Here is a 16,979-nt window from a genome sequence, read left to right on the forward strand (position 1 = left end):
CCCGGTGTCAATCAGCGTCACACCCGACCACCCAAGCAGCCAGCAGGAATCGTCATGACCACCTACCATCGCCTCAGTGCCTTAAGCCGTTTGCTCGCCAGCCTGCACCCCTTCAGCCTGTTTCAAGACCCTGACCCGACCCTGCCCAAACCGCGCATCCCGACTGCCGAGGGCAACGGCGGTATTCGCCTCAAAGACATCTCTGACCCCAACGTCCCGGTGCAGGTGTTGATCACCGCCTATCCACAAATGCTGGTCAACGACACCGTCGAACTGTTCTGGAACGGCCGCCTGGTCGATACCCGCCTGGTTACCGAAGAGCATATCGAGCAAGGCAGCGTTACCCTTAATGTGCCCAGCCTCGCCATCCAGGACGGCACTCCGCCGGTGCATTACCTGATTACCAGCGCCATTGGCGGTAACGTGCGCAAGTCCTTCCCCCTCGATATCCGGGTCAAGACCAATGTACCCGGCGGCACCGACCCGATCCCTTCCACCCCCGAGGTCAATGAAAACCTGCTCGCCGTCACCGGGGTACCGGTGCTGGTCGAAGACGCCGATGCCGACCGCATCGTCGCCACGGTGCCGCCCTACCTGAACATGACCGAGGGCGACAGGATCAACCTCAGTTGGGGCGGCTATTTTGTCGAGCACCTGGTGACCGCGCCCGAGGTCAACCAGCCCATTGCCTTGCCCGTGTCCCGCGCCATCATCGAGCAGGCCGGTGCCGGGCCGGTGGTGGTCGAGTACGAAGTGCGCGACATCGTCAACAACTGGTCGCTGTGGTCGAACAAGTTCCATGTCGATGTCGAGGTCGGTGCTGGCTTGTTGCGCGCCCCGGATGCCCTTGATGCCGTGGACGGCAAGCTTGACCTGGACAAGCTGGGTGGTAGTGATGCCAGCGTCCGCGTGCGGTCCTACGATGGCATGGCCGAAAAAGACGAGATCAGCCTTTCCTGGCTCGGTCGCCCGCCCGTGGGCGGCCCTGTCGAGCACACTGATTCGTTCACAGTCCCTGAGAAAGGCGACGGTTTGCCGACCGAGTTCAAAGTGCCCAACGCCATTGTCAAGGCCAGTGCCGGTGGCACAGTGGCGATCAAGTACAGCGTGAGTTCCAGTCGCGGCCAGCAACATTCCAAACGCACCTCGTTCGAAGTCATCGGCGAGGCCCAGCGTTTGCCTGCGCCCGATGTCGAGCAAGCCCCGGGTGATGAGCTCGAGCTGGACAATCTGCCGCCAAGCGGGGCGACGGTGCGCATTTTGCCCTACCCCAACATGGACGACGGCGACCGCCTGGTGCTGTTCGTCCGCGGCCAGGACGCCAATGGCAGCCCGTCCAGCGACAGCTTCCCCAAGGACATCACCCAGAATGAGGTCGGTGAACCTGTTTACCTGTTCGTGCCCAAGGCCTTCATCACCCCCTTGCTCGATGGCTCATTGAGCCTGCACTACCAGGTCAGAGGTAACGAGTCGGACACCCGCGTATTGAAAGTCGTTGGCCAGATCGCCAATCTGACCGAACCCTCGGTCAACGGCGTGCAGGACGCCCTCCTCGACCCCGACACCGTAGTTTCCGGCACCCAGGCGGTCGTCCCCAACTACCAGGGTAAAGCCATAAACGACACCATTACCCTCAGCTGGGCCGGACTGGCCGAGGCCAGCTTTACCAACAGCATCAAGGTCACTCCCGACAACCTCGGCTTCCCCATCAGTTTCAGCGTGGCCTACACCCCGTACATCATCGGCAATCTCAACACACAGGTGCGCGTGAGCTACCAGGTGCAGCGCGCCAGTGGCGGTTCGGGCGGTTCGCGGCCCCTGACGTTCCAGGTGCAGCGCCAGGCGGGTGAAAACTTTGTGCCGCCAAGCGTGATTCAGGCGCCTTCCGGCACACTGGATCCGATCAATGCATTGACTGGCGCCACCGTACGGGTGCGTTATGAGGGAATGCTCAGCACCGATATCCTGGCCGTGGCCTGGACCGGCCGCAACGACGCCGACTCACTGATCACCGATCAGCAACCTGGCAATGCTTTTGGCTCCGTCGATTTCCCGATCCCGGCGGCGATCGTCGCGGCAAGCCAGGGCAAGACCATCACGGTGATCTATGCGGTAGCACGCAATGGCCAGCCGGGCAAACCCTCTCAGGAACTGGCACTGCGGGTGAACACACTGCCGCCCAGCGAGTTGCCCAAGCCGAACGTGCCAGAGGCCCAGGCGGGGGTGCTCGACCTCAGCACCTTCTCAGGTGACGCCACCATCACCGTGGCGCCATGGAAACTGATTGGTGCAGGCCAGCGCTACTGGATCAGCGTCGATGCCACCTTGGCCAACGGTTTGCCCTACAGCTTTTATCCGGCCCGCGCCGTGGAAGTCAGCCCGGCGCAGGAGGGCACTGGCCTAAGCGTGCCGTTGCTGCGCAGTGAACTGGAAAAGCTTGCCCCTGACAGTGCGTTGACTATTACCGCGAAGGTCAGCTTTGATCGCGCAGTTGAGGAGTCAGCGGCAATTATCTTTCCGGTTGAAACCCTGAAGTTGAAAGCATCGGCGGCGGGCGACTATCTTGATTTTTCAAAATTCATCGCAAATGAAAGAATCTTTAAAGGTAAACCCAGGGATGTCGGTTTCGGCTGGCTACACTGCGATAACAACGAAATCCAGATAAGAAGCACCGAGATCGCCCCGTTCATTACAGGTAATTATCTATTTGGTGAAGACGACGGCTTTGCCCGCCAGGGACAAGCCTATCTGGCGCTTCACAAGGCGGCCACGAGCATCAGGCTGGGGGTCGGATCGTTCGTTAGAATTCACTATGTAGACGAGTCAGGAAAAGAATACCCGAAGGTAGACTACGCTTCAAATCAATGGATTACGATCCACTTTGATAAGCCAACAAAATTGATCTATTTTGCGGCCAAATACGACCGCTCAGGAAAGATGCAAATAGACAATATTACTATTACCTATTGAGCTATCGCCACTCTAATAACTTCAAGCTCAATTCACACTGCAGATCCGTTGCACAAGGCCAAGCTCCGAGTCCCCTCGGGGCTTGGCCTTTTTCCTATCGAATACCAGAGAAACAAGTCCGATGCACCTGACATTTTTATCAGGTTACAACCAGGAGACTCTTATGTATATATAGAAACCACAGTCTAGGCTGTTCTCTTCGGCCTACTGTTCATTGAGAGAGGAACTTACATGAACACCATGGCAGCGTCCGCATCCACCCGCACTGACACACTTGATTTTTCACAGTTCACCACAAATGAGAGAATCTGGAAAGACAAACCCAGGGATCTCGGTTTCGGCAGGCTATACGTCACAAACGACTTGATCTACATAAAAAGCGCCGAGATCCCTCCGTTCATTAGCGAGAATTATCTCTACGGTGAAGATAACGGCTATGCCGGCCAAGGACGTTGCTATATTGAGCTGCACCAGGCGGCCACGAGCATGAGACTGGGGGTCGGAGCATTCGTTAATATTCACTATGTAGACGAAAACGGAAAAGAATATCCAAAGGTAGCCTACGGCCCCAATCAATGGGTTACGATTCAATTTGCAGAACGCACAAAACTCATCTATTTCGAGGCAAGATTCGAATACAATAAAGGAAAAATGCAAATAGACAATATTACCTTTACCTATTGACCTGTCGCTGCGCTAATGAATTCACGCTAAAAATCCAATGTTAATTCGTTACACAAGGCCAAGGCAGGTGCACCTGACATTTTTATCAGGTTACAACCAGGAGCCCCCTATATAAAAATGGCAACTCCAGTCTAAGCTGCACGCTTCAGCCTACTGCTCATTAAGAGAGGAACTTACATGAACACCATGACAGCGTCCGCATCCACCCGCACTGACACACTTGATTTTTCACAGTTCACCACAAATGAGAGAATCTGGAAAGATAAACCCAGGGATCTCGGTTTCGGTAGGCTATACGCCACAAACGACGTGATCGAGATAAGAAGCGCCGAGATCCCCCCATTTATTAGCGAGAATTATCTGTTTGGCGAAGACAGGGGCTATGCTGTCCAAGGACGTTGCTATATTGAGCTGCATCAGGCGGCCACGAGCATGAGACTGGGGGTCGGAGCATTTGTTAATATTCACTATGTAGACGAAAAAGGAAAAGAATATCCAAAGGTAGCCTACGGCCCCAATCAATGGGTTACGATTCAATTTGCAGAACGCACAAAATTGGTCTATTTCGAGGCAAAATCCGACCAAACAGGAAAGATGCAAATAGACAATATTACTTTTACCTATTGACTTGTCGCTACGCTAATAACTTCACGCTAAAAATCCAATGTTGATCCGTTGCACAAGGCCAATGCCCGAATTAGCTCGGGCCTTGGCCTTTTTATCCCCTGACTTTTACTGCCTTATCAGTGAGCCACTCAATATTAGCTGCTACAGTAGCACGGACATTACATCTGACCTTTCTATCAGGTTACGCCCCCGTAGGCAGCGCGTATAACGCATAATCAGCTTTCGATAACACAGACCTAGGGCCTGTACGAAAAGTGTTATGGGAGCGCCGATGGGTGACCCTACTTTTCGTACAAAACCTAGCAGAATTTTGACTTACTAACGTCTCTTGCCCTGCGAAGCCACAGCATTAATTACTGCAGATTCGTAGGGCATCAGAGGAAGATTGAATTAAAGATAAAACGCTGGCCCCGCTCAAGCCAATAGCTATTTCGGCCCCTTGCCCGGTTCCAGCTGAATGAATTGGCCAAGCGCAGCAGCATCGTGACGCGCGGGCTCACACTGGACACTTAAACTCTTGATAGGCAAAGCCAGATACAACTGCTGAGCCGCGCCCCACGAAAACATCGGACGAAGGGTTAAATTCCTGTACACCTCAGGGATGTTTTGAGTATTTATATCCCATTTCATTGCAAAGCTATCGCCAGGATGAACCTCATGCTCAGGTACTTCGTAGTCGTACTCCAGCTCAACAAAAACAGGATCTGTAAAATTTGTCACATTGGCCCACGCCTGAGGCTTGAGTAATCGTGCAGATCTGGCAGTGTTATTGATGAACACCACTTTGAAAATCAACCTGGAAAACTCACGAATGGCAAAATCCTCAGTGCTGTACGCCGTTCCATTGTAGCTACTGAACAGTTTTTTTGGGCAAGCTGAATCGAATACATAGGTCATGTCAAACTCCTTGGAAGATAAGTGACACCCCATTAGACACAGACTGACAATACTCAACAACTAGCATTTTTATCAGGCTATCCGAATTCCAGCAACGCTTCTGCAGGCTATTTAAAATTGGAGTAGCCCTGAACGCTATTCCGCCAATATCATGCGCCGTTCAGGCAGCACTGCTATGTGATATTGCATCAACGGGACAGGCACTTATACAGATATCACAACTAATACAAATATCGTGGTCAACTTCCACTTTTTTGTCAGCCTTATCGATTCAATGCACCGGGCATACTTCAATACAAGCGTCGCACCCCTCACCCACATCCACAATACACGCATCACTTACGGCATAAGTATTCATGGCGCAGCCCTTTGGAAGCTGAGCAAATGCTAATAGACAAAGCATTGCCACGCACCTGACAAAAATAATAGGGCCATTATTCAAACCATCAAAATAAATGATAATTACTTGCGTCTTTATTTAGATTAAACTCCACCACCGGCACATTAAAACAGCGAATAAACGCACCGTCGGTCTAATTCAATCGATAATCTTCAGCCCTTGAAATCGCCTGATCTACGCTGATGCAAGGTCCGCCCGGAGCGCATTCAATGCCAACGGCTGAAGAACAAAAACCTGTGCGTCGCAAGGAAGCCCGGCTGTTCATCTTCCTGGTCGCCTTCCTCTTCCCGCTACTGTCTGTGGCGATTGTCGGTGGCTACGGCTTCATCATCTGGTTTTTGCAATTGCTCTATGGCCCGCCGGGGCCACCCAGTTGAATCAACATCTCACTGTGACTGTTGGAGCCAGCGCATGGACGACACTGTGCATATTGCCAGCCTTGTAGTACTTGCCCGCCCTGAACTGCTTGAGGCCGTGAAAGCCAACTTGCGCCTGCTTGATGGCCTTGAATTGCATCAGCAAAGTGCGGCCGGAAAGTTGGTCGTTGTGCTTGAGACCACGGATGAACAGCAGATTCTGCAACGCATCGATCTGATCAACAATTTGCCGGGCGTCCTCAATGCGGCGTTGATCTATCACGAACTCCTCGACCCCGCAGGAGATAGCCAATGAGCATGACCCGCCGTGAATTCGCCAAGGCCCAGGCCGCCGCCATTGCCGCAGCGGCAGCCGGTTTGCCGATCTACACCAGCGCCAGCAACCTGATCACTGAAGCGGACATGGTCACCCTGGACTGGAACAAGGCGCCCTGCCGCTTCTGCGGCACTGGCTGCAGTGTGATGGTCGCGACCCGCGACAACCGGGTGGTCGCCACCCATGGCGATGTCAAAGCCGAGGTCAATCGGGGCTTGAACTGCGTCAAGGGCTACTTCTTGTCAAAGATCATGTATGGCACCGACCGCCTGACGCAACCGCTGCTGCGCATGAAGAACGGCCAGTACGATAAACAGGGCGAGTTCCAGCCAGTGAGTTGGCAGCAGGCCTTCGACATTATGGAGGCCAAGTTCAAAGCGGCCCTGAAGAACAAAGGCCCCAGCTCCGTGGGCATGTTTGGCTCGGGGCAATGGACGGTGTGGGAAGGCTATGCCGCCAACAAGCTGATGAAGGCTGGCTTTCGCAGCAACAATATCGACCCTAACGCCCGCCACTGCATGGCGTCGGCGGTCATGGGTTTCATGCGCACCTTCGGCATGGATGAGCCGATGGGGTGCTACGACGACATCGAAGCCACCGACGCCTTTGTGCTGTGGGGCTCGAACATGGCCGAGATGCACCCGATTCTCTGGAGCCGAGTCACCGACCGGCGCCTGAGCCAGCCACAGGTCAAGGTCGCGGTGCTGTCGACCTTCGAACACCGCAGCTTCGAACTGGCTGATATTCCAATGGTGTTCAAGCCGCAGACCGACTTACTGATCCTCAACTACATCGCCAATCACATCATTGAAAGTGGCGCGGTCAACAAAGACTTCATCAGTAAACACACGCGCTTCGCCCACGGCGCCGAAGACATCGGCTATGGCCTGCGTCCGGACAATCCGCTGGAAACCGCAGCCAAGAACGCCGACAAGGCCAACACCTGGAGCGACATCGATTTCGAGCAGTTCGCCGCCTTCGTGCGTCCCTATACCCTGGAGCGCGCGGCCAAGGAATCCGGGGTGCCGGCAGAACGGCTCAAGGCCCTGGCCGAACTGTATGCCGACCCCAAGCGCAAGGTCGTGTCGTTCTGGACCATGGGTTTCAATCAGCACACCCGCGGGGTGTGGGCCAATAACCTGATTTACAACATTCATTTGCTCACTGGCAAAATCAGCGAGCCGGGCAACAGCCCGTTCTCGCTCACCGGCCAACCCTCAGCCTGTGGCACTGCACGGGAAGTCGGCACCTTCTCGCACCGCTTGCCCGCAGACCTGGTGGTCAGCAACCCCAAGCATCGCGCCACTGCAGAAAAGATCTGGAAACTGCCAGCGGGCACTATCGAGGAGAAGGTCGGTTTTCATGCCGTGCAGCAGAGCCGCATGCTCAAAGATGGCGTGCTCAACGTGTACTGGACCCAGGCCAGCAACAATATGCATGCCGGCCCCAATATCATGCAGGAGGTACTGCCGGGCTGGCGCAGGCCGGAAAACTTCGTGATTGTCTCTGACGTTTACCCGACCGTATCGGCCCAGGCTGCCGACCTGATCCTGCCCAGTGCCATGTGGGTTGAAAAAGAAGGTGCCTACGGCAACGCCGAACGCCGCACGCAGTTCTGGCACCAACTGGTCAGCGCCCCCGGTGACGCCAAGTCGGATTTATGGCAACTGGTGGAGTTTTCCAAACGCTTTACCACTGACGAAACCTGGCCCGCCGAGTTGCTGGCCAAGTCACCTGAATACAAGGGTAAAACGCTGTACGAGGTATTGTTCAAGAACGGCCAGGTCGACCAGTTCCCGGTCGAGCAGTTGGAAGCAGGCTTCAAGAACGATGAAGCCAAGGCGTTTGGCTTCTACCTGCAAAAAGGCCTGTTCGAAGAGTACGCCCAGTTTGGCCGTGGCCACGGCCACGACCTTGCACCGTTTGATCAGTACCACAGCGAACGCGGCCTGCGCTGGCCGGTGGTGGACGGCAAGGAAACCCGCTGGCGCTACCGTGAAGGCCTTGACCCTTATGTCCAGGCTGGCAGTGGCGTGCAGTTCTATGGCTATCCGGACAAGAAGGCAATCATCTTCGCCCTGCCCTATGAGCCGCCCGCCGAAGCGCCCGATGCCGAGTATCCGTTCTGGCTGAGTACTGGGCGAGTGCTTGAGCACTGGCACACCGGCAGCATGACCCAGCGCGTCGAAGAGCTGTACAAGGCGGTGCCCGATGCCCTGGTGTACATGCACCCTGAAGATGCCAAGGCGCTGAATGCACGGCGCGGCAGTGAGGTGAAGCTGATCAGTCGGCGTGGCGAAATTCGCGCGCGCATTGAAACCCGTGGGCGTAACAAGCCACCGCAAGGCTTGGTGTTCGTGCCGTTCTTCGACGCCAACAAGCTGATCAACAAAGTCACCCTCGATGCCACCGACCCGATCTCCAAGCAGACCGACTACAAAAAATGCGCCATCCGCATCGAGCTGATCAGCGTGGCCTGAGGAGACCCATCATGCCTTTTCGAGTCTTGCCGTTGCTTGTGTTCGCTGTGATCGGTGTGGCCCTGGCCGCTGACGTCGACTATCCGCTCGATGCCCCAGGCCCCGACGGGCGTCGGCCCGGCGGCACCTTGACCCAGAGCATGCCGGCCCCGCCGATTGCCAACGATGAAAACAAAGACCTCAAGCGCGAGCGCAACTACCCCGACCAGCCACCAACCATTCCGCACAGCATTCGTGGCTATCAGATCGACAAGAATGGCAACAAGTGCCTGTCCTGCCACAGCCGTGCCAACAGCGCGCGCAGCCAGGCAACGATGATCAGCATTACCCATTACATGGACCGCGACGGCCAGGCGCTGGCGGCGGTGTCGCCACGGCGTTACTTCTGCAACCAGTGTCATGTGCCGCAAAAAGAGGTAAAGCCGCTGGTGGGCAACAGCTTCGAAACCATCGACAAAATCCTGCAAGACGACGCCAACGCCACGAAAAAACCTTGAGGAGGCGCCATGAAAGCACTGTTCGCCCTGCTTAAGGAATACTGGGGCATCCTCTGTCGGCCGAGCGTGTATTTCAGCCTGGGCTTTTTGACCCTGGGCGGCTTTATTGCCGGGATTATTTTCTGGGGTGGCTTCAACACCGCACTGGAGCTGACCAACACGGAAAAATTCTGCGTCTCGTGCCACGAAATGCGCGACAACGTGTTCGTCGAGTTGAAGGAGACCATCCACTACACCAACCGCTCCGGAGTACGCGCCAGTTGCCCCGACTGCCATGTGCCGCACGAATGGACGCACAAAATTGCACGCAAGATGCAGGCCTCCAAAGAGGTGTGGGGCAAGATCTTCGGCACCATCGATACCCGCGACAAATTCCTCGAACTGCGCCGGGAACTGGCCGAACACGAGTGGGCCAGGCTCAAGGCCAACGATTCACGCGAGTGCCGTAACTGTCACAACTTCGAATTCATGGACTTCACCCGCCAGAGCAAGCGCGCGGCGGCCATGCACTCGACTTCACTGGCCAAAGGGGAAGCCACCTGCATTGACTGCCACAAAGGCATCGCCCACCGGCTGCCGGACATGCATGGCGTCAAAGGCTGGTAGCCAGAGGCTAGTCAGGGCGATACCTGATAACCCTTGCCTTGCAGGCAGCTGGTATACGCCGTAGCAGCGTTCGACTCGTTGCTGCGGCGTTGCTGACGACGCTCCTGGCGTTGATGGGCACCGCCCACCACGGCCCCCGCGGCTGCGGTTTCTTTGGCGCGGTTCTGCCGGTAGTCCTGCTTCACATCGTCGTCGACGCGGTCATAGATTTCGTCGTGTTGGTTGCCCCGCACCTGCGCCCCCACTGCACCGGCGGCAGCACCGACCGCCGCACCACGCACCCGACCGCCGGCCACTGGCGCCGTATTGGTACTGCTGTTGGCGATGGTGTGACATTCACTGATGTCCTGCTGGGTTTGCTGCGAGCTCTGGCCCTTGAGCGGCACCACCGTTTCGGCCAGCGCCGGGGCAGCCGCCAGTGACACAAGCAGGCAAAGGCCGAGAGGCGATAATCTGCACATGATCAGCTCCGCGAAAAAAAAACAGCCACATTAAGTGTAGATCCCCTACGCGCTTGTAGGAGCGGGCTTGCCCCGCGAGGCGATGTGACAGATGGACCGCTATCGCGGGGCAAGCCCGCTCCTACCGGGGAGTGCTGCGTGGCAGGCGGATTCTGAACTGTGCCCCGCCCAGCGCCGATTGCTGAACGGTCAAGGTGCCGCCCTGCCCCTCGATCGCCCGTCGGCTGATTGCCAAGCCCAAACCAAAACCACCAGTAGCACGGTCACGGCTCCGATCAAGCCGATAGAACGGCTGGAAAATCAGTTCACGCTGGTCCGCCGGAATGCCAATACCGTCATCTTCAACGGTCAGCAGGCAGTGTCCTTCGGCATCCAGACTCAGGCGCAACAATAGCTGCCGGTCACAGTAGCGCATCGCGTTGCGCACCAGGTTCTGCACCGCCCGGGCGGTCAAGCGTGGGTCGAGAATAAAGCGCGGCAGGTTGTCTTCAGCGCACACCTGCCATTCGATACCGCGGCCATCAAGCTCTTCGGCAAAGCTGCCAAGGATGCTGTCGACCAGCTCCAGCAACGACACTTCAACGCGCTCACGCGCCTGGTCGATGTTCTGCAAGCGGCTGTACGACAGCAATTCCAGCACCAGTTCGTCCAGCTCCCGCACATGCCCGACCAGCTCCAGCAGACGCTTGCGGCAATGGCTGGGCACTTTATCGAACAGCAGCACCAGACCAAAATCCAGGCGGGTCAAGGGTGTGCGCAATTCGTGCGAGACGGCGTTGAGCAGCTCGCGCTGCTGCGTCAGCAACCGCTCAACGTCCTGGGCCATGGTGTCGAACACCTGGGCCAGTTCACCGATGTTTGAACGCGCCGGGATGTGCGTACGCTCCGACAATTGCCCTTGGCCCAGGCGCCGCGCGGTTTCCTTCAGGCGTTCCAGATCACGCCAGTGCGGCCAGACCCAGAGCAACAGGCAGCCCAGCAAGGCGGCAACAATCAGTACGGTAACGCCCCAGGACAGCAGGTTGATGTCCATCGGATCCGGGGGATTACGCAGTTCCACCGCCCAGGTGCCATCCAGCGGCGCCAGCGCAGACTTGTAATAGCCCCAGTCGCCCAACTGCACGACATTCTCCCCGCCCGCCAGTCGCACCTGATCGGCGGGCGGCAAGCCGAGCTGGTCCTGACGGCGCAACTCGATTTGCAGCGGCGCAAAATCGGCCGCCAGCTCGTCGGCCACCGTCGGCCAACGCGCCTCGGGCACTTGACGAAAGCGCTCGACGATAAGCTTCTGTACGCCCTTGGCCTGATCCAGGTTGTAGGCAATGAAGCGCTCATGGAAGGCACCGACAATCGCGTCGGGAATCAGCAGCAGTGCACCTGCGTAAGCGACGATGATGACCAGGTACAGGCGAACCAGAATCTTCAGCATGCTGGCATCAGTACTCCCACTCCAAACGACTGAACAAGTAGCCCTTGCCCCACACCGTCTTGATTTTGCGCGCTTCACCGGCGCTGTCATCGAACTTGCGCCGCAATTTGGAAATCGCCACGTCGACCGAGCGATCTGTGCCGTTGAATTCGATGCCGCGCAGTTGTTGCAGAATCCGGTCGCGGCTGAGTACCACCCCGGCGTTACGGGCCAGCACCACCAGCAAGTTGTACTCGCCGCTGGACAGTTCCACCGACTGATCGCGCCAGAACACGGTGCGCTCTGCCAGGTCGATACGCAGGCCGCCGACCACGATCAGGTCGGTGTCCAGGCGTGGCTCGTTAATGCTACTGCGGCGTAACAAGGTGCGCACCCGTGCCAGCAGCACACGGGGTTCACAGGGCTTGGTGACATAGTCGTCGGCCCCCATCTCCAGGCCCAGCACCTGATCATGGCTGTCATCGCGGGCGGTCAGCATGAGAATCGGCAACGACTGCGATTCGGCGCGCAGCAGGCGGCACACCTGCAGCCCATCAAGGCCTGGCAGCATCAGGTCGAGAATCACCAGGTCCGGTTTACTGCGCCGGGCCTCGGCCAGCACGTGGTCACCACGGGCAATCACGCTGACGCAAAAATCGTTGCGTTGCAGGTAGCTGGCAATCAGTTCAGACAAGGCGCAGTCGTCTTCGACCAGAAGGATGTTGGGCATGGGTAGTTTGACAGGCTGGGAAAGTCAGGCAAGGATATAGGACCTGACGCGCCGCCAGCGCAACCCTTCACACTTTTTCACACTCGGCCTACACAGCTTAACAGTTGGACGTTGGCCTCCTGCCTTAGCATTGCCGGGTCATTTATGGAAGATCCGCATGTTCAGTTCAAGCCCTGTCCGTCTGCGCGCCTTGCTGGCGTTGCTGGTTGTTGCCCTGCCGCTCAGTGCCTGCAAAGACAGCACCCCTGACGAGGAACAAACACCACCCAGCGCGGTGAGCGTCGAAACCGTACGCGTCGAAGCGCTGGCCATCAGTACCGAACTCAATGGCCGCATTCTGGCCCCGCGTACGGCCGAAGTGCGCGCACGGGTAGCCGGGGTAGTGCTCAAGCGGGTGTACCGCGAAGGCAGTGATGTCAAACAAGGCGATGTGCTGTTTCGCATCGACCCGGCGCCCTTCCAGGCTGACTACGACAGTGCCCGGGCCAGCCTGGCCAAAGCCGAGGCCAACCGCTACCAGGCGCGTCTGCAGGATGAACGCTACCGCGAGCTGATCGCCATCAACGCCGTCAGCCGCCAGGACCACGATAACGCCCGTGCCGCGTTCATGCAGGCTGATGCGGCAGTGGCCGAAGCCAAAGCGGCGCTGGAACGTGCGCGCCTGAACTTGAGTTACGCCACGGTAACGGCGCCGATTTCCGGACGCATTGGCCGCGCGCTAGTGACCGAGGGCGCCTTGGTTGGGCAGAACGAAAGCACCCCCTTGGCAACCATCCAGCAGCTGGACCCAATCCACGCTGACGTGACCCAGTCAACCCGCGAGCTCAATGCACTGCGCCGCGCACTGCGCGCCGGTGAACTGCAGCAGGTCGGCCAGGATCAGGCCGGTGCGACCCTGATTCAGGATGACGGCACGCCTTACCCACTGCCGGGCAAGTTGCTGTTCTCCGACATCAGCGTTGACCCCAGCACCGGGCAGATCACCCTGCGCAGCGAGTTCCCCAACCCAGACCTCGACCTGCTGCCCGGCAGCTTCATCCGCGTACGCCTTGACCAGGCCATCAAGCAGCAAGGCATCAGCGTGCCACAGCGTGCCATTTTGCGTGACAGTGCCGGCCAGCCGCGGGTGTTGCTGGTAGATGCCGAGCAACGCATACAGGAACGCTCCGTGGTCCTCGGGGCCGTGCAAAACGACCGCTGGATCGTCAGCCAAGGCCTGGCTCCAGGCGATCGGGTGGTGGTTGAAGGCTTGCAACACGTCACGCCAGGCGACCAGGTACGGGTCGACAACGCCGGCAAACACACGCCGTCCATCGTTCAGAACACTGGCCAGTGAGGGCCTGATTCATGCCGCAGTTTTTTATCGACCGCCCGATTTTCGCCTGGGTGGTCGCACTGTTTATTGTGCTGGTCGGCGCCCTGGCGTTACCGCAGTTGCCCGTTGCCCAATACCCCGACGTAGCGCCGCCACAAGTCGAGGTTTACGCCGTCTATCCCGGCGCATCGGCTCAGACCATCGACGAAAGCGTGGTCAGCCTGATTGAAGAAGAGCTCAACGGCGCCGACAACCTGCTCTATTTCAGCTCCCAGAGCAGCCTGGGCAGCGCCCTGATTACTGCGACCTTCGAGCCGGGCACGAACCCGGACCTCGCCCAGGTGGACGTACAGAACCGCCTGAAAGTCGTAGAGTCGCGCTTGCCACGCCCCGTCACCCAGCAAGGGCTGCAAGTGGAGAAGGTGTCAACCGGCTTTCTGTTGATGGTCACCCTCACCGCCGAAGATGGCCGTGTGGACGAAGTCACCTTGAGCGACTTTCTGGCACGCAACGTGATGAACGAGATCCGTCGCCTCAAGGGCGTCGGCAAGGCCCAGTTGTACGGTGCCGAACGCGCCATGCGGATCTGGATCGACCCGCGCAAGTTGATCGGTTTCAACCTCACCCCCGATGACGTCAATGAGGCGATTGCCGCCCAGAACGCCCAGGTCGCCCCGGGCAGCATCGGCGACTTGCCCGGTACCGGCAGTCAGGAAATCACCGCCAACGTGATCATCAAGGGGCAACTGAGTACCGTGCAGGAGTTCTCCGATATCGTCTTGCGCGCCAACCCTGACGGCTCGCGGGTGACCATCGGTGATGTCGCCCGGGTCGAAATCGGCAGCCAGGAATACCTGTACGGCACGCGCCTCAATGGCAAGCCGACCAGTGCGTTCAGCGTGAAACTGTCGCCGGGTGCCAACGCCATGGAAACCGCGAATCTGGTTCGCGGCAAACTCGACGAACTGTCGCGCTACTTGCCGCCGGGCACCCGTTTCGAAATTCCCTACGACACCTCGCCGTTCGTCAAGGTGTCGATCCAGCAGGTGATCACCACCCTGCTCGAAGCCATGGCCCTGGTGTTCGCCGTGATGTTCCTGTTCCTGCAGAACATCCGCTATACCCTGATCCCGACCCTGGTGGTGCCCGTGGCGTTGATGGGCACCTTTGCGGTGATGCTGGCGCTGGGCTTTTCGGTCAACGTCTTGACCTTGTTCGGTATGGTTTTGGCCATTGGTATCCTGGTGGACGATGCCATCGTGGTGGTCGAGAACGTCGAACGGATCATGAGCGAAGAAGGTCTGGCGCCACGCGAGGCGACGAAAAAGGCCATGGGCCAGATCAGCGGCGCGATTATCGGCATCACCCTGGTGCTGGTCGCCGTGTTCCTGCCGATGGCCTTCATGACCGGCTCGGTGGGGGTGATTTACCAGCAGTTCTCACTGTCCATGGCCGTGTCGATTCTGTTTTCCGCCTTCCTCGCCCTGAGCCTGACTCCGGCCCTGTGCGCCACCCTGCTCAAACCTGTCGGCAAAGGTGAGCATCAGCACAAAACCGGGTTCTTCGGCTGGTTCAACCGGCGCTTCGAGGCGCTGAGCAATGGCTACCAGCACTGGGTAGTCCGGGCACTCAAACGCACCGGCCGCTACCTGTTGGTTTACCTGGTGCTGGTCGCAGGCCTGGTGTATGGCTTCAACCAACTGCCCTCTTCGTTCCTGCCCACCGAAGACCAGGGTTACACCATTACCGATATCCAGCTGCCGCCTGGCGCCAGCCGCGCACGTACCGAAGCGGTTGCAGCACAAATCGAGGCGCACAACGCCACGGAACCGGGCGTGGGTAACAGCACCCTGGTGCTTGGCTTCAGTTTTTCTGGCGATGGCCAGAACGCTGCGCTGGCCTTCACCACCCTCAAAGACTGGTCCGAACGGGGTGCCGAGGACAGCGCTCAGTCAATCGCCGACCGCGCTAACGCAGCGTTTAGTCAGCTCAAGGACGCCATTGCCTACTCGGTATTGCCACCGCCGGTGGACGGCCTGGGTAACTCCACTGGCTTCGAGTTCCGCCTGCAAGACCGTGGCGGCCTCGGGCACACGGGTTTGATGCAAGCGCGTGACCAACTGTTGGCCGCCGCCGAGAAAAGCCCGCTGCTGGTCAACGTGCGCGAGAGTGCGTTGGCGGAAAGCCCGCAAGTGCAGCTTGAGGTTGACCGCAAACAGGCCAATGCCCTCGGTGTTTCGTTCGCCGACATCGGTAACGTGCTCAACACGGCGGTAGGCTCCAGCTACGTCAACGACTTCCCCAACCAGGGGCGCATGCAGCGCGTGGTGGTGCAAGCCGAAGGCGACCAGCGCGCTCAGGTCGAAGACCTGCTGAAGATTCACGTGCGCAACAGCAGTGGCAAGATGGTGCCGTTGTCGGCCTTCGTCCAGGCCAAGTGGGTCAAAGGCCCGGTGCAGCTGACGCGCTACAACGGCTATCCGGCGGTTGCCGTGTCGGGTGAACCAGCCCCAGGTTACAGCTCGGGTCAGGCCATGGAAGAAATCCAGCGTCTGGTCGATCAGTTGCCTGCGGGAATGGGCCTGGAGTGGACGGGGCTGTCGTTGCAGGAGCGTCTGTCGGGCGCCCAGGCGCCGATGCTGATGGCCTTGTCGCTGCTGGTGGTGTTCCTGTGCCTGGCGGCGCTGTACGAAAGCTGGTCGATTCCGACCGCCGTACTGCTGGTAGTGCCGCTGGGTGTGCTCGGTGCGGTACTGGCCGTGAGCCTGCGCGGGATGCCCAACGACGTGTTCTTCAAAGTCGGCTTGATCACCCTGATCGGCCTGTCGGCGAAGAACGCCATCCTGATTATCGAGTTTGCCAAACACCTGGTCGATGAAGGCCATGATCTGGTTGAAGCTACCGTGCAGGCTGCCCGCTTGCGCTTGCGGCCGATTGTCATGACTTCGCTGGCGTTCATCCTCGGCGTAGTGCCATTGGCCATCGCCAGCGGCGCCAGCTCCGCCAGCCAGCAAGCCATCGGTACCGGGGTGATTGGCGGCATGCTGAGTGCCACCTTGGCAGTGGTGTTCGTGCCGGTGTTCTTCGTGGTGGTCATGCGCCTGACCAGCAAACGCCGGGCCCAGCGCAATGAGCTTGAAGCAACGCCGCAGGAGCACTGATCTGGACAGGCGGTGGCGTGCATGGGATGGTGAACCGTTGAATCAACCTG

General features: G+C 58.3%; 15 protein-coding genes. 10 read left to right on the forward strand and 5 right to left on the reverse strand.

The features are described 5' to 3' along the window. The first annotated feature begins 54 nt into the window (after positions 1 to 54). The 3 genes from ACP6KB_RS14475 to ACP6KB_RS14485 all read left to right on the forward strand — a co-directional run bounded on the left by ACP6KB_RS14475 (position 55) and on the right by ACP6KB_RS14485 (position 4,281). Positions 55 to 2,970 carry a hypothetical protein gene (locus ACP6KB_RS14475; RefSeq protein WP_442107549.1) on the forward strand — a complete coding sequence of 972 codons (2,916 nt, stop codon included), beginning with the start codon at positions 55 to 57 and terminating at the stop codon, positions 2,968 to 2,970. Positions 2,971 to 3,201: 231 nt separating this feature from the next. After that, positions 3,202 to 3,654 (forward strand): hypothetical protein, encoded by a 453-nt coding sequence (locus ACP6KB_RS14480; protein WP_442107551.1) that lies wholly within the window; start codon positions 3,202 to 3,204, stop codon positions 3,652 to 3,654. A 177-nt stretch (positions 3,655 to 3,831) separates the two neighbouring features. Beyond that, positions 3,832 to 4,281 (forward strand): hypothetical protein, encoded by a 450-nt coding sequence (locus tag ACP6KB_RS14485; protein WP_442107553.1) that lies wholly within the window; start codon positions 3,832 to 3,834, stop codon positions 4,279 to 4,281. Between the two features lie 426 nt (positions 4,282 to 4,707). Here the strand turns inward: ACP6KB_RS14485 and ACP6KB_RS14490 are convergent, their stop codons facing one another. Together ACP6KB_RS14490 and ACP6KB_RS14495 are read right to left on the reverse strand one after the other, a co-directional pair. Next, on the reverse strand, positions 4,708 to 5,178 hold the full coding sequence (locus tag ACP6KB_RS14490; protein ID WP_442107555.1) for a hypothetical protein: 471 nt from the start codon (positions 5,176 to 5,178) through the stop codon (positions 4,708 to 4,710). Positions 5,179 to 5,338: 160 nt separating this feature from the next. Beyond that, the gene (locus tag ACP6KB_RS14495; protein WP_442107557.1) at positions 5,339 to 5,428 is read right to left on the reverse strand and encodes a 4Fe-4S binding protein; all 90 of its coding nucleotides are present in this window, start codon (positions 5,426 to 5,428) and stop codon (positions 5,339 to 5,341) included. Between the two features lie 359 nt (positions 5,429 to 5,787). Here ACP6KB_RS14495 and napE point away from each other — a divergent pair, with 359 nt between their 5' ends. The 5 genes from napE to ACP6KB_RS14520 are packed head-to-tail and all read left to right on the forward strand — an operon-like array spanning position 5,788 to position 9,854. Beyond that, on the forward strand, positions 5,788 to 5,955 hold the full coding sequence (gene napE, locus ACP6KB_RS14500; protein WP_442107559.1) for a periplasmic nitrate reductase, NapE protein: 168 nt from the start codon (positions 5,788 to 5,790) through the stop codon (positions 5,953 to 5,955). 34 nt (positions 5,956 to 5,989) lie between these two features. Continuing rightward, entirely contained in the window at positions 5,990 to 6,250 is a 261-nt protein-coding gene (locus ACP6KB_RS14505) for a chaperone NapD (RefSeq protein WP_442107561.1), read from the forward strand. Next, positions 6,247 to 8,751, forward strand: coding sequence for a nitrate reductase catalytic subunit NapA (napA, locus tag ACP6KB_RS14510; RefSeq protein WP_442107563.1), 2,505 nt, complete (start codon positions 6,247 to 6,249; stop codon positions 8,749 to 8,751). Before ACP6KB_RS14505 ends, napA begins: the two co-directional genes overlap by 4 nt. 11 nt (positions 8,752 to 8,762) lie before the next feature. Then, positions 8,763 to 9,248 carry a nitrate reductase cytochrome c-type subunit gene (locus ACP6KB_RS14515; RefSeq protein ID WP_442107565.1) on the forward strand — a complete coding sequence of 162 codons (486 nt, stop codon included), beginning with the start codon at positions 8,763 to 8,765 and terminating at the stop codon, positions 9,246 to 9,248. A gap of 9 nt (positions 9,249 to 9,257) precedes the next feature. Then, positions 9,258 to 9,854: a cytochrome c3 family protein gene (locus ACP6KB_RS14520; RefSeq protein ID WP_442107567.1), complete on the forward strand. Its 597-nt coding sequence runs from the start codon at positions 9,258 to 9,260 to the stop codon at positions 9,852 to 9,854. An 11-nt stretch (positions 9,855 to 9,865) separates the two neighbouring features. Here ACP6KB_RS14520 and ACP6KB_RS14525 read toward each other — a convergent pair whose 3' ends face one another. The 3 genes from ACP6KB_RS14525 to ACP6KB_RS14535 form a co-directional block, all read right to left on the reverse strand. Next, the gene (locus ACP6KB_RS14525; protein ID WP_442107569.1) at positions 9,866 to 10,315 is read right to left on the reverse strand and encodes a hypothetical protein; all 450 of its coding nucleotides are present in this window, start codon (positions 10,313 to 10,315) and stop codon (positions 9,866 to 9,868) included. 121 nt (positions 10,316 to 10,436) lie between these two features. Then, positions 10,437 to 11,744, reverse strand: coding sequence for an ATP-binding protein (locus tag ACP6KB_RS14530; RefSeq protein ID WP_442107571.1), 1,308 nt, complete (start codon positions 11,742 to 11,744; stop codon positions 10,437 to 10,439). Between the two features lie 7 nt (positions 11,745 to 11,751). Continuing rightward, entirely contained in the window at positions 11,752 to 12,453 is a 702-nt protein-coding gene (locus tag ACP6KB_RS14535) for a response regulator (protein WP_442107573.1), read from the reverse strand. A gap of 157 nt (positions 12,454 to 12,610) precedes the next feature. Here ACP6KB_RS14535 and ACP6KB_RS14540 point away from each other — a divergent pair, with 157 nt between their 5' ends. Beyond that, entirely contained in the window at positions 12,611 to 13,789 is a 1,179-nt protein-coding gene (locus ACP6KB_RS14540; RefSeq protein ID WP_442107575.1) for an efflux RND transporter periplasmic adaptor subunit, read from the forward strand. Between the two features lie 11 nt (positions 13,790 to 13,800). After that, the gene (locus ACP6KB_RS14545) at positions 13,801 to 16,929 is read left to right on the forward strand and encodes a multidrug efflux RND transporter permease subunit (protein WP_442107577.1); all 3,129 of its coding nucleotides are present in this window, start codon (positions 13,801 to 13,803) and stop codon (positions 16,927 to 16,929) included. Positions 16,930 to 16,979 lie beyond the last annotated feature (50 nt).

This window comes from Pseudomonas sp. NUPR-001 (genome assembly GCF_052147955.1).
Taxonomy (GTDB): Bacteria; Pseudomonadota; Gammaproteobacteria; order Pseudomonadales; family Pseudomonadaceae; genus Aquipseudomonas.

Excerpts from the sequence above, each read along its gene's own strand:
- ACP6KB_RS14475 (WP_442107549.1), top strand. The coding sequence starts at position 55 with ATGACCACCTACCATCGCCTCAGTGCCTTAAGCCGTTTGCTCGCCAGC.
- napA (WP_442107563.1), top strand. The coding sequence starts at position 6,247 with ATGAGCATGACCCGCCGTGAATTCGCCAAGGCCCAGGCCGCCGCCATT.
- ACP6KB_RS14535 (WP_442107573.1), bottom strand. The coding sequence starts at position 12,453 with ATGCCCAACATCCTTCTGGTCGAAGACGACTGCGCCTTGTCTGAACTG.
- ACP6KB_RS14540 (WP_442107575.1), top strand. The coding sequence starts at position 12,611 with ATGTTCAGTTCAAGCCCTGTCCGTCTGCGCGCCTTGCTGGCGTTGCTG.
- ACP6KB_RS14490 (WP_442107555.1), bottom strand. The coding sequence starts at position 5,178 with ATGACCTATGTATTCGATTCAGCTTGCCCAAAAAAACTGTTCAGTAGC.
- ACP6KB_RS14530 (WP_442107571.1), bottom strand. The coding sequence starts at position 11,744 with ATGCTGAAGATTCTGGTTCGCCTGTACCTGGTCATCATCGTCGCTTAC.
- ACP6KB_RS14505 (WP_442107561.1), top strand. The coding sequence starts at position 5,990 with ATGGACGACACTGTGCATATTGCCAGCCTTGTAGTACTTGCCCGCCCT.
- napE (WP_442107559.1), top strand. The coding sequence starts at position 5,788 with ATGCCAACGGCTGAAGAACAAAAACCTGTGCGTCGCAAGGAAGCCCGG.
- ACP6KB_RS14525 (WP_442107569.1), bottom strand. The coding sequence starts at position 10,315 with ATGTGCAGATTATCGCCTCTCGGCCTTTGCCTGCTTGTGTCACTGGCG.
- ACP6KB_RS14515 (WP_442107565.1), top strand. The coding sequence starts at position 8,763 with ATGCCTTTTCGAGTCTTGCCGTTGCTTGTGTTCGCTGTGATCGGTGTG.
- ACP6KB_RS14545 (WP_442107577.1), top strand. The coding sequence starts at position 13,801 with ATGCCGCAGTTTTTTATCGACCGCCCGATTTTCGCCTGGGTGGTCGCA.
- ACP6KB_RS14480 (WP_442107551.1), top strand. The coding sequence starts at position 3,202 with ATGAACACCATGGCAGCGTCCGCATCCACCCGCACTGACACACTTGAT.
- ACP6KB_RS14485 (WP_442107553.1), top strand. The coding sequence starts at position 3,832 with ATGAACACCATGACAGCGTCCGCATCCACCCGCACTGACACACTTGAT.
- ACP6KB_RS14520 (WP_442107567.1), top strand. The coding sequence starts at position 9,258 with ATGAAAGCACTGTTCGCCCTGCTTAAGGAATACTGGGGCATCCTCTGT.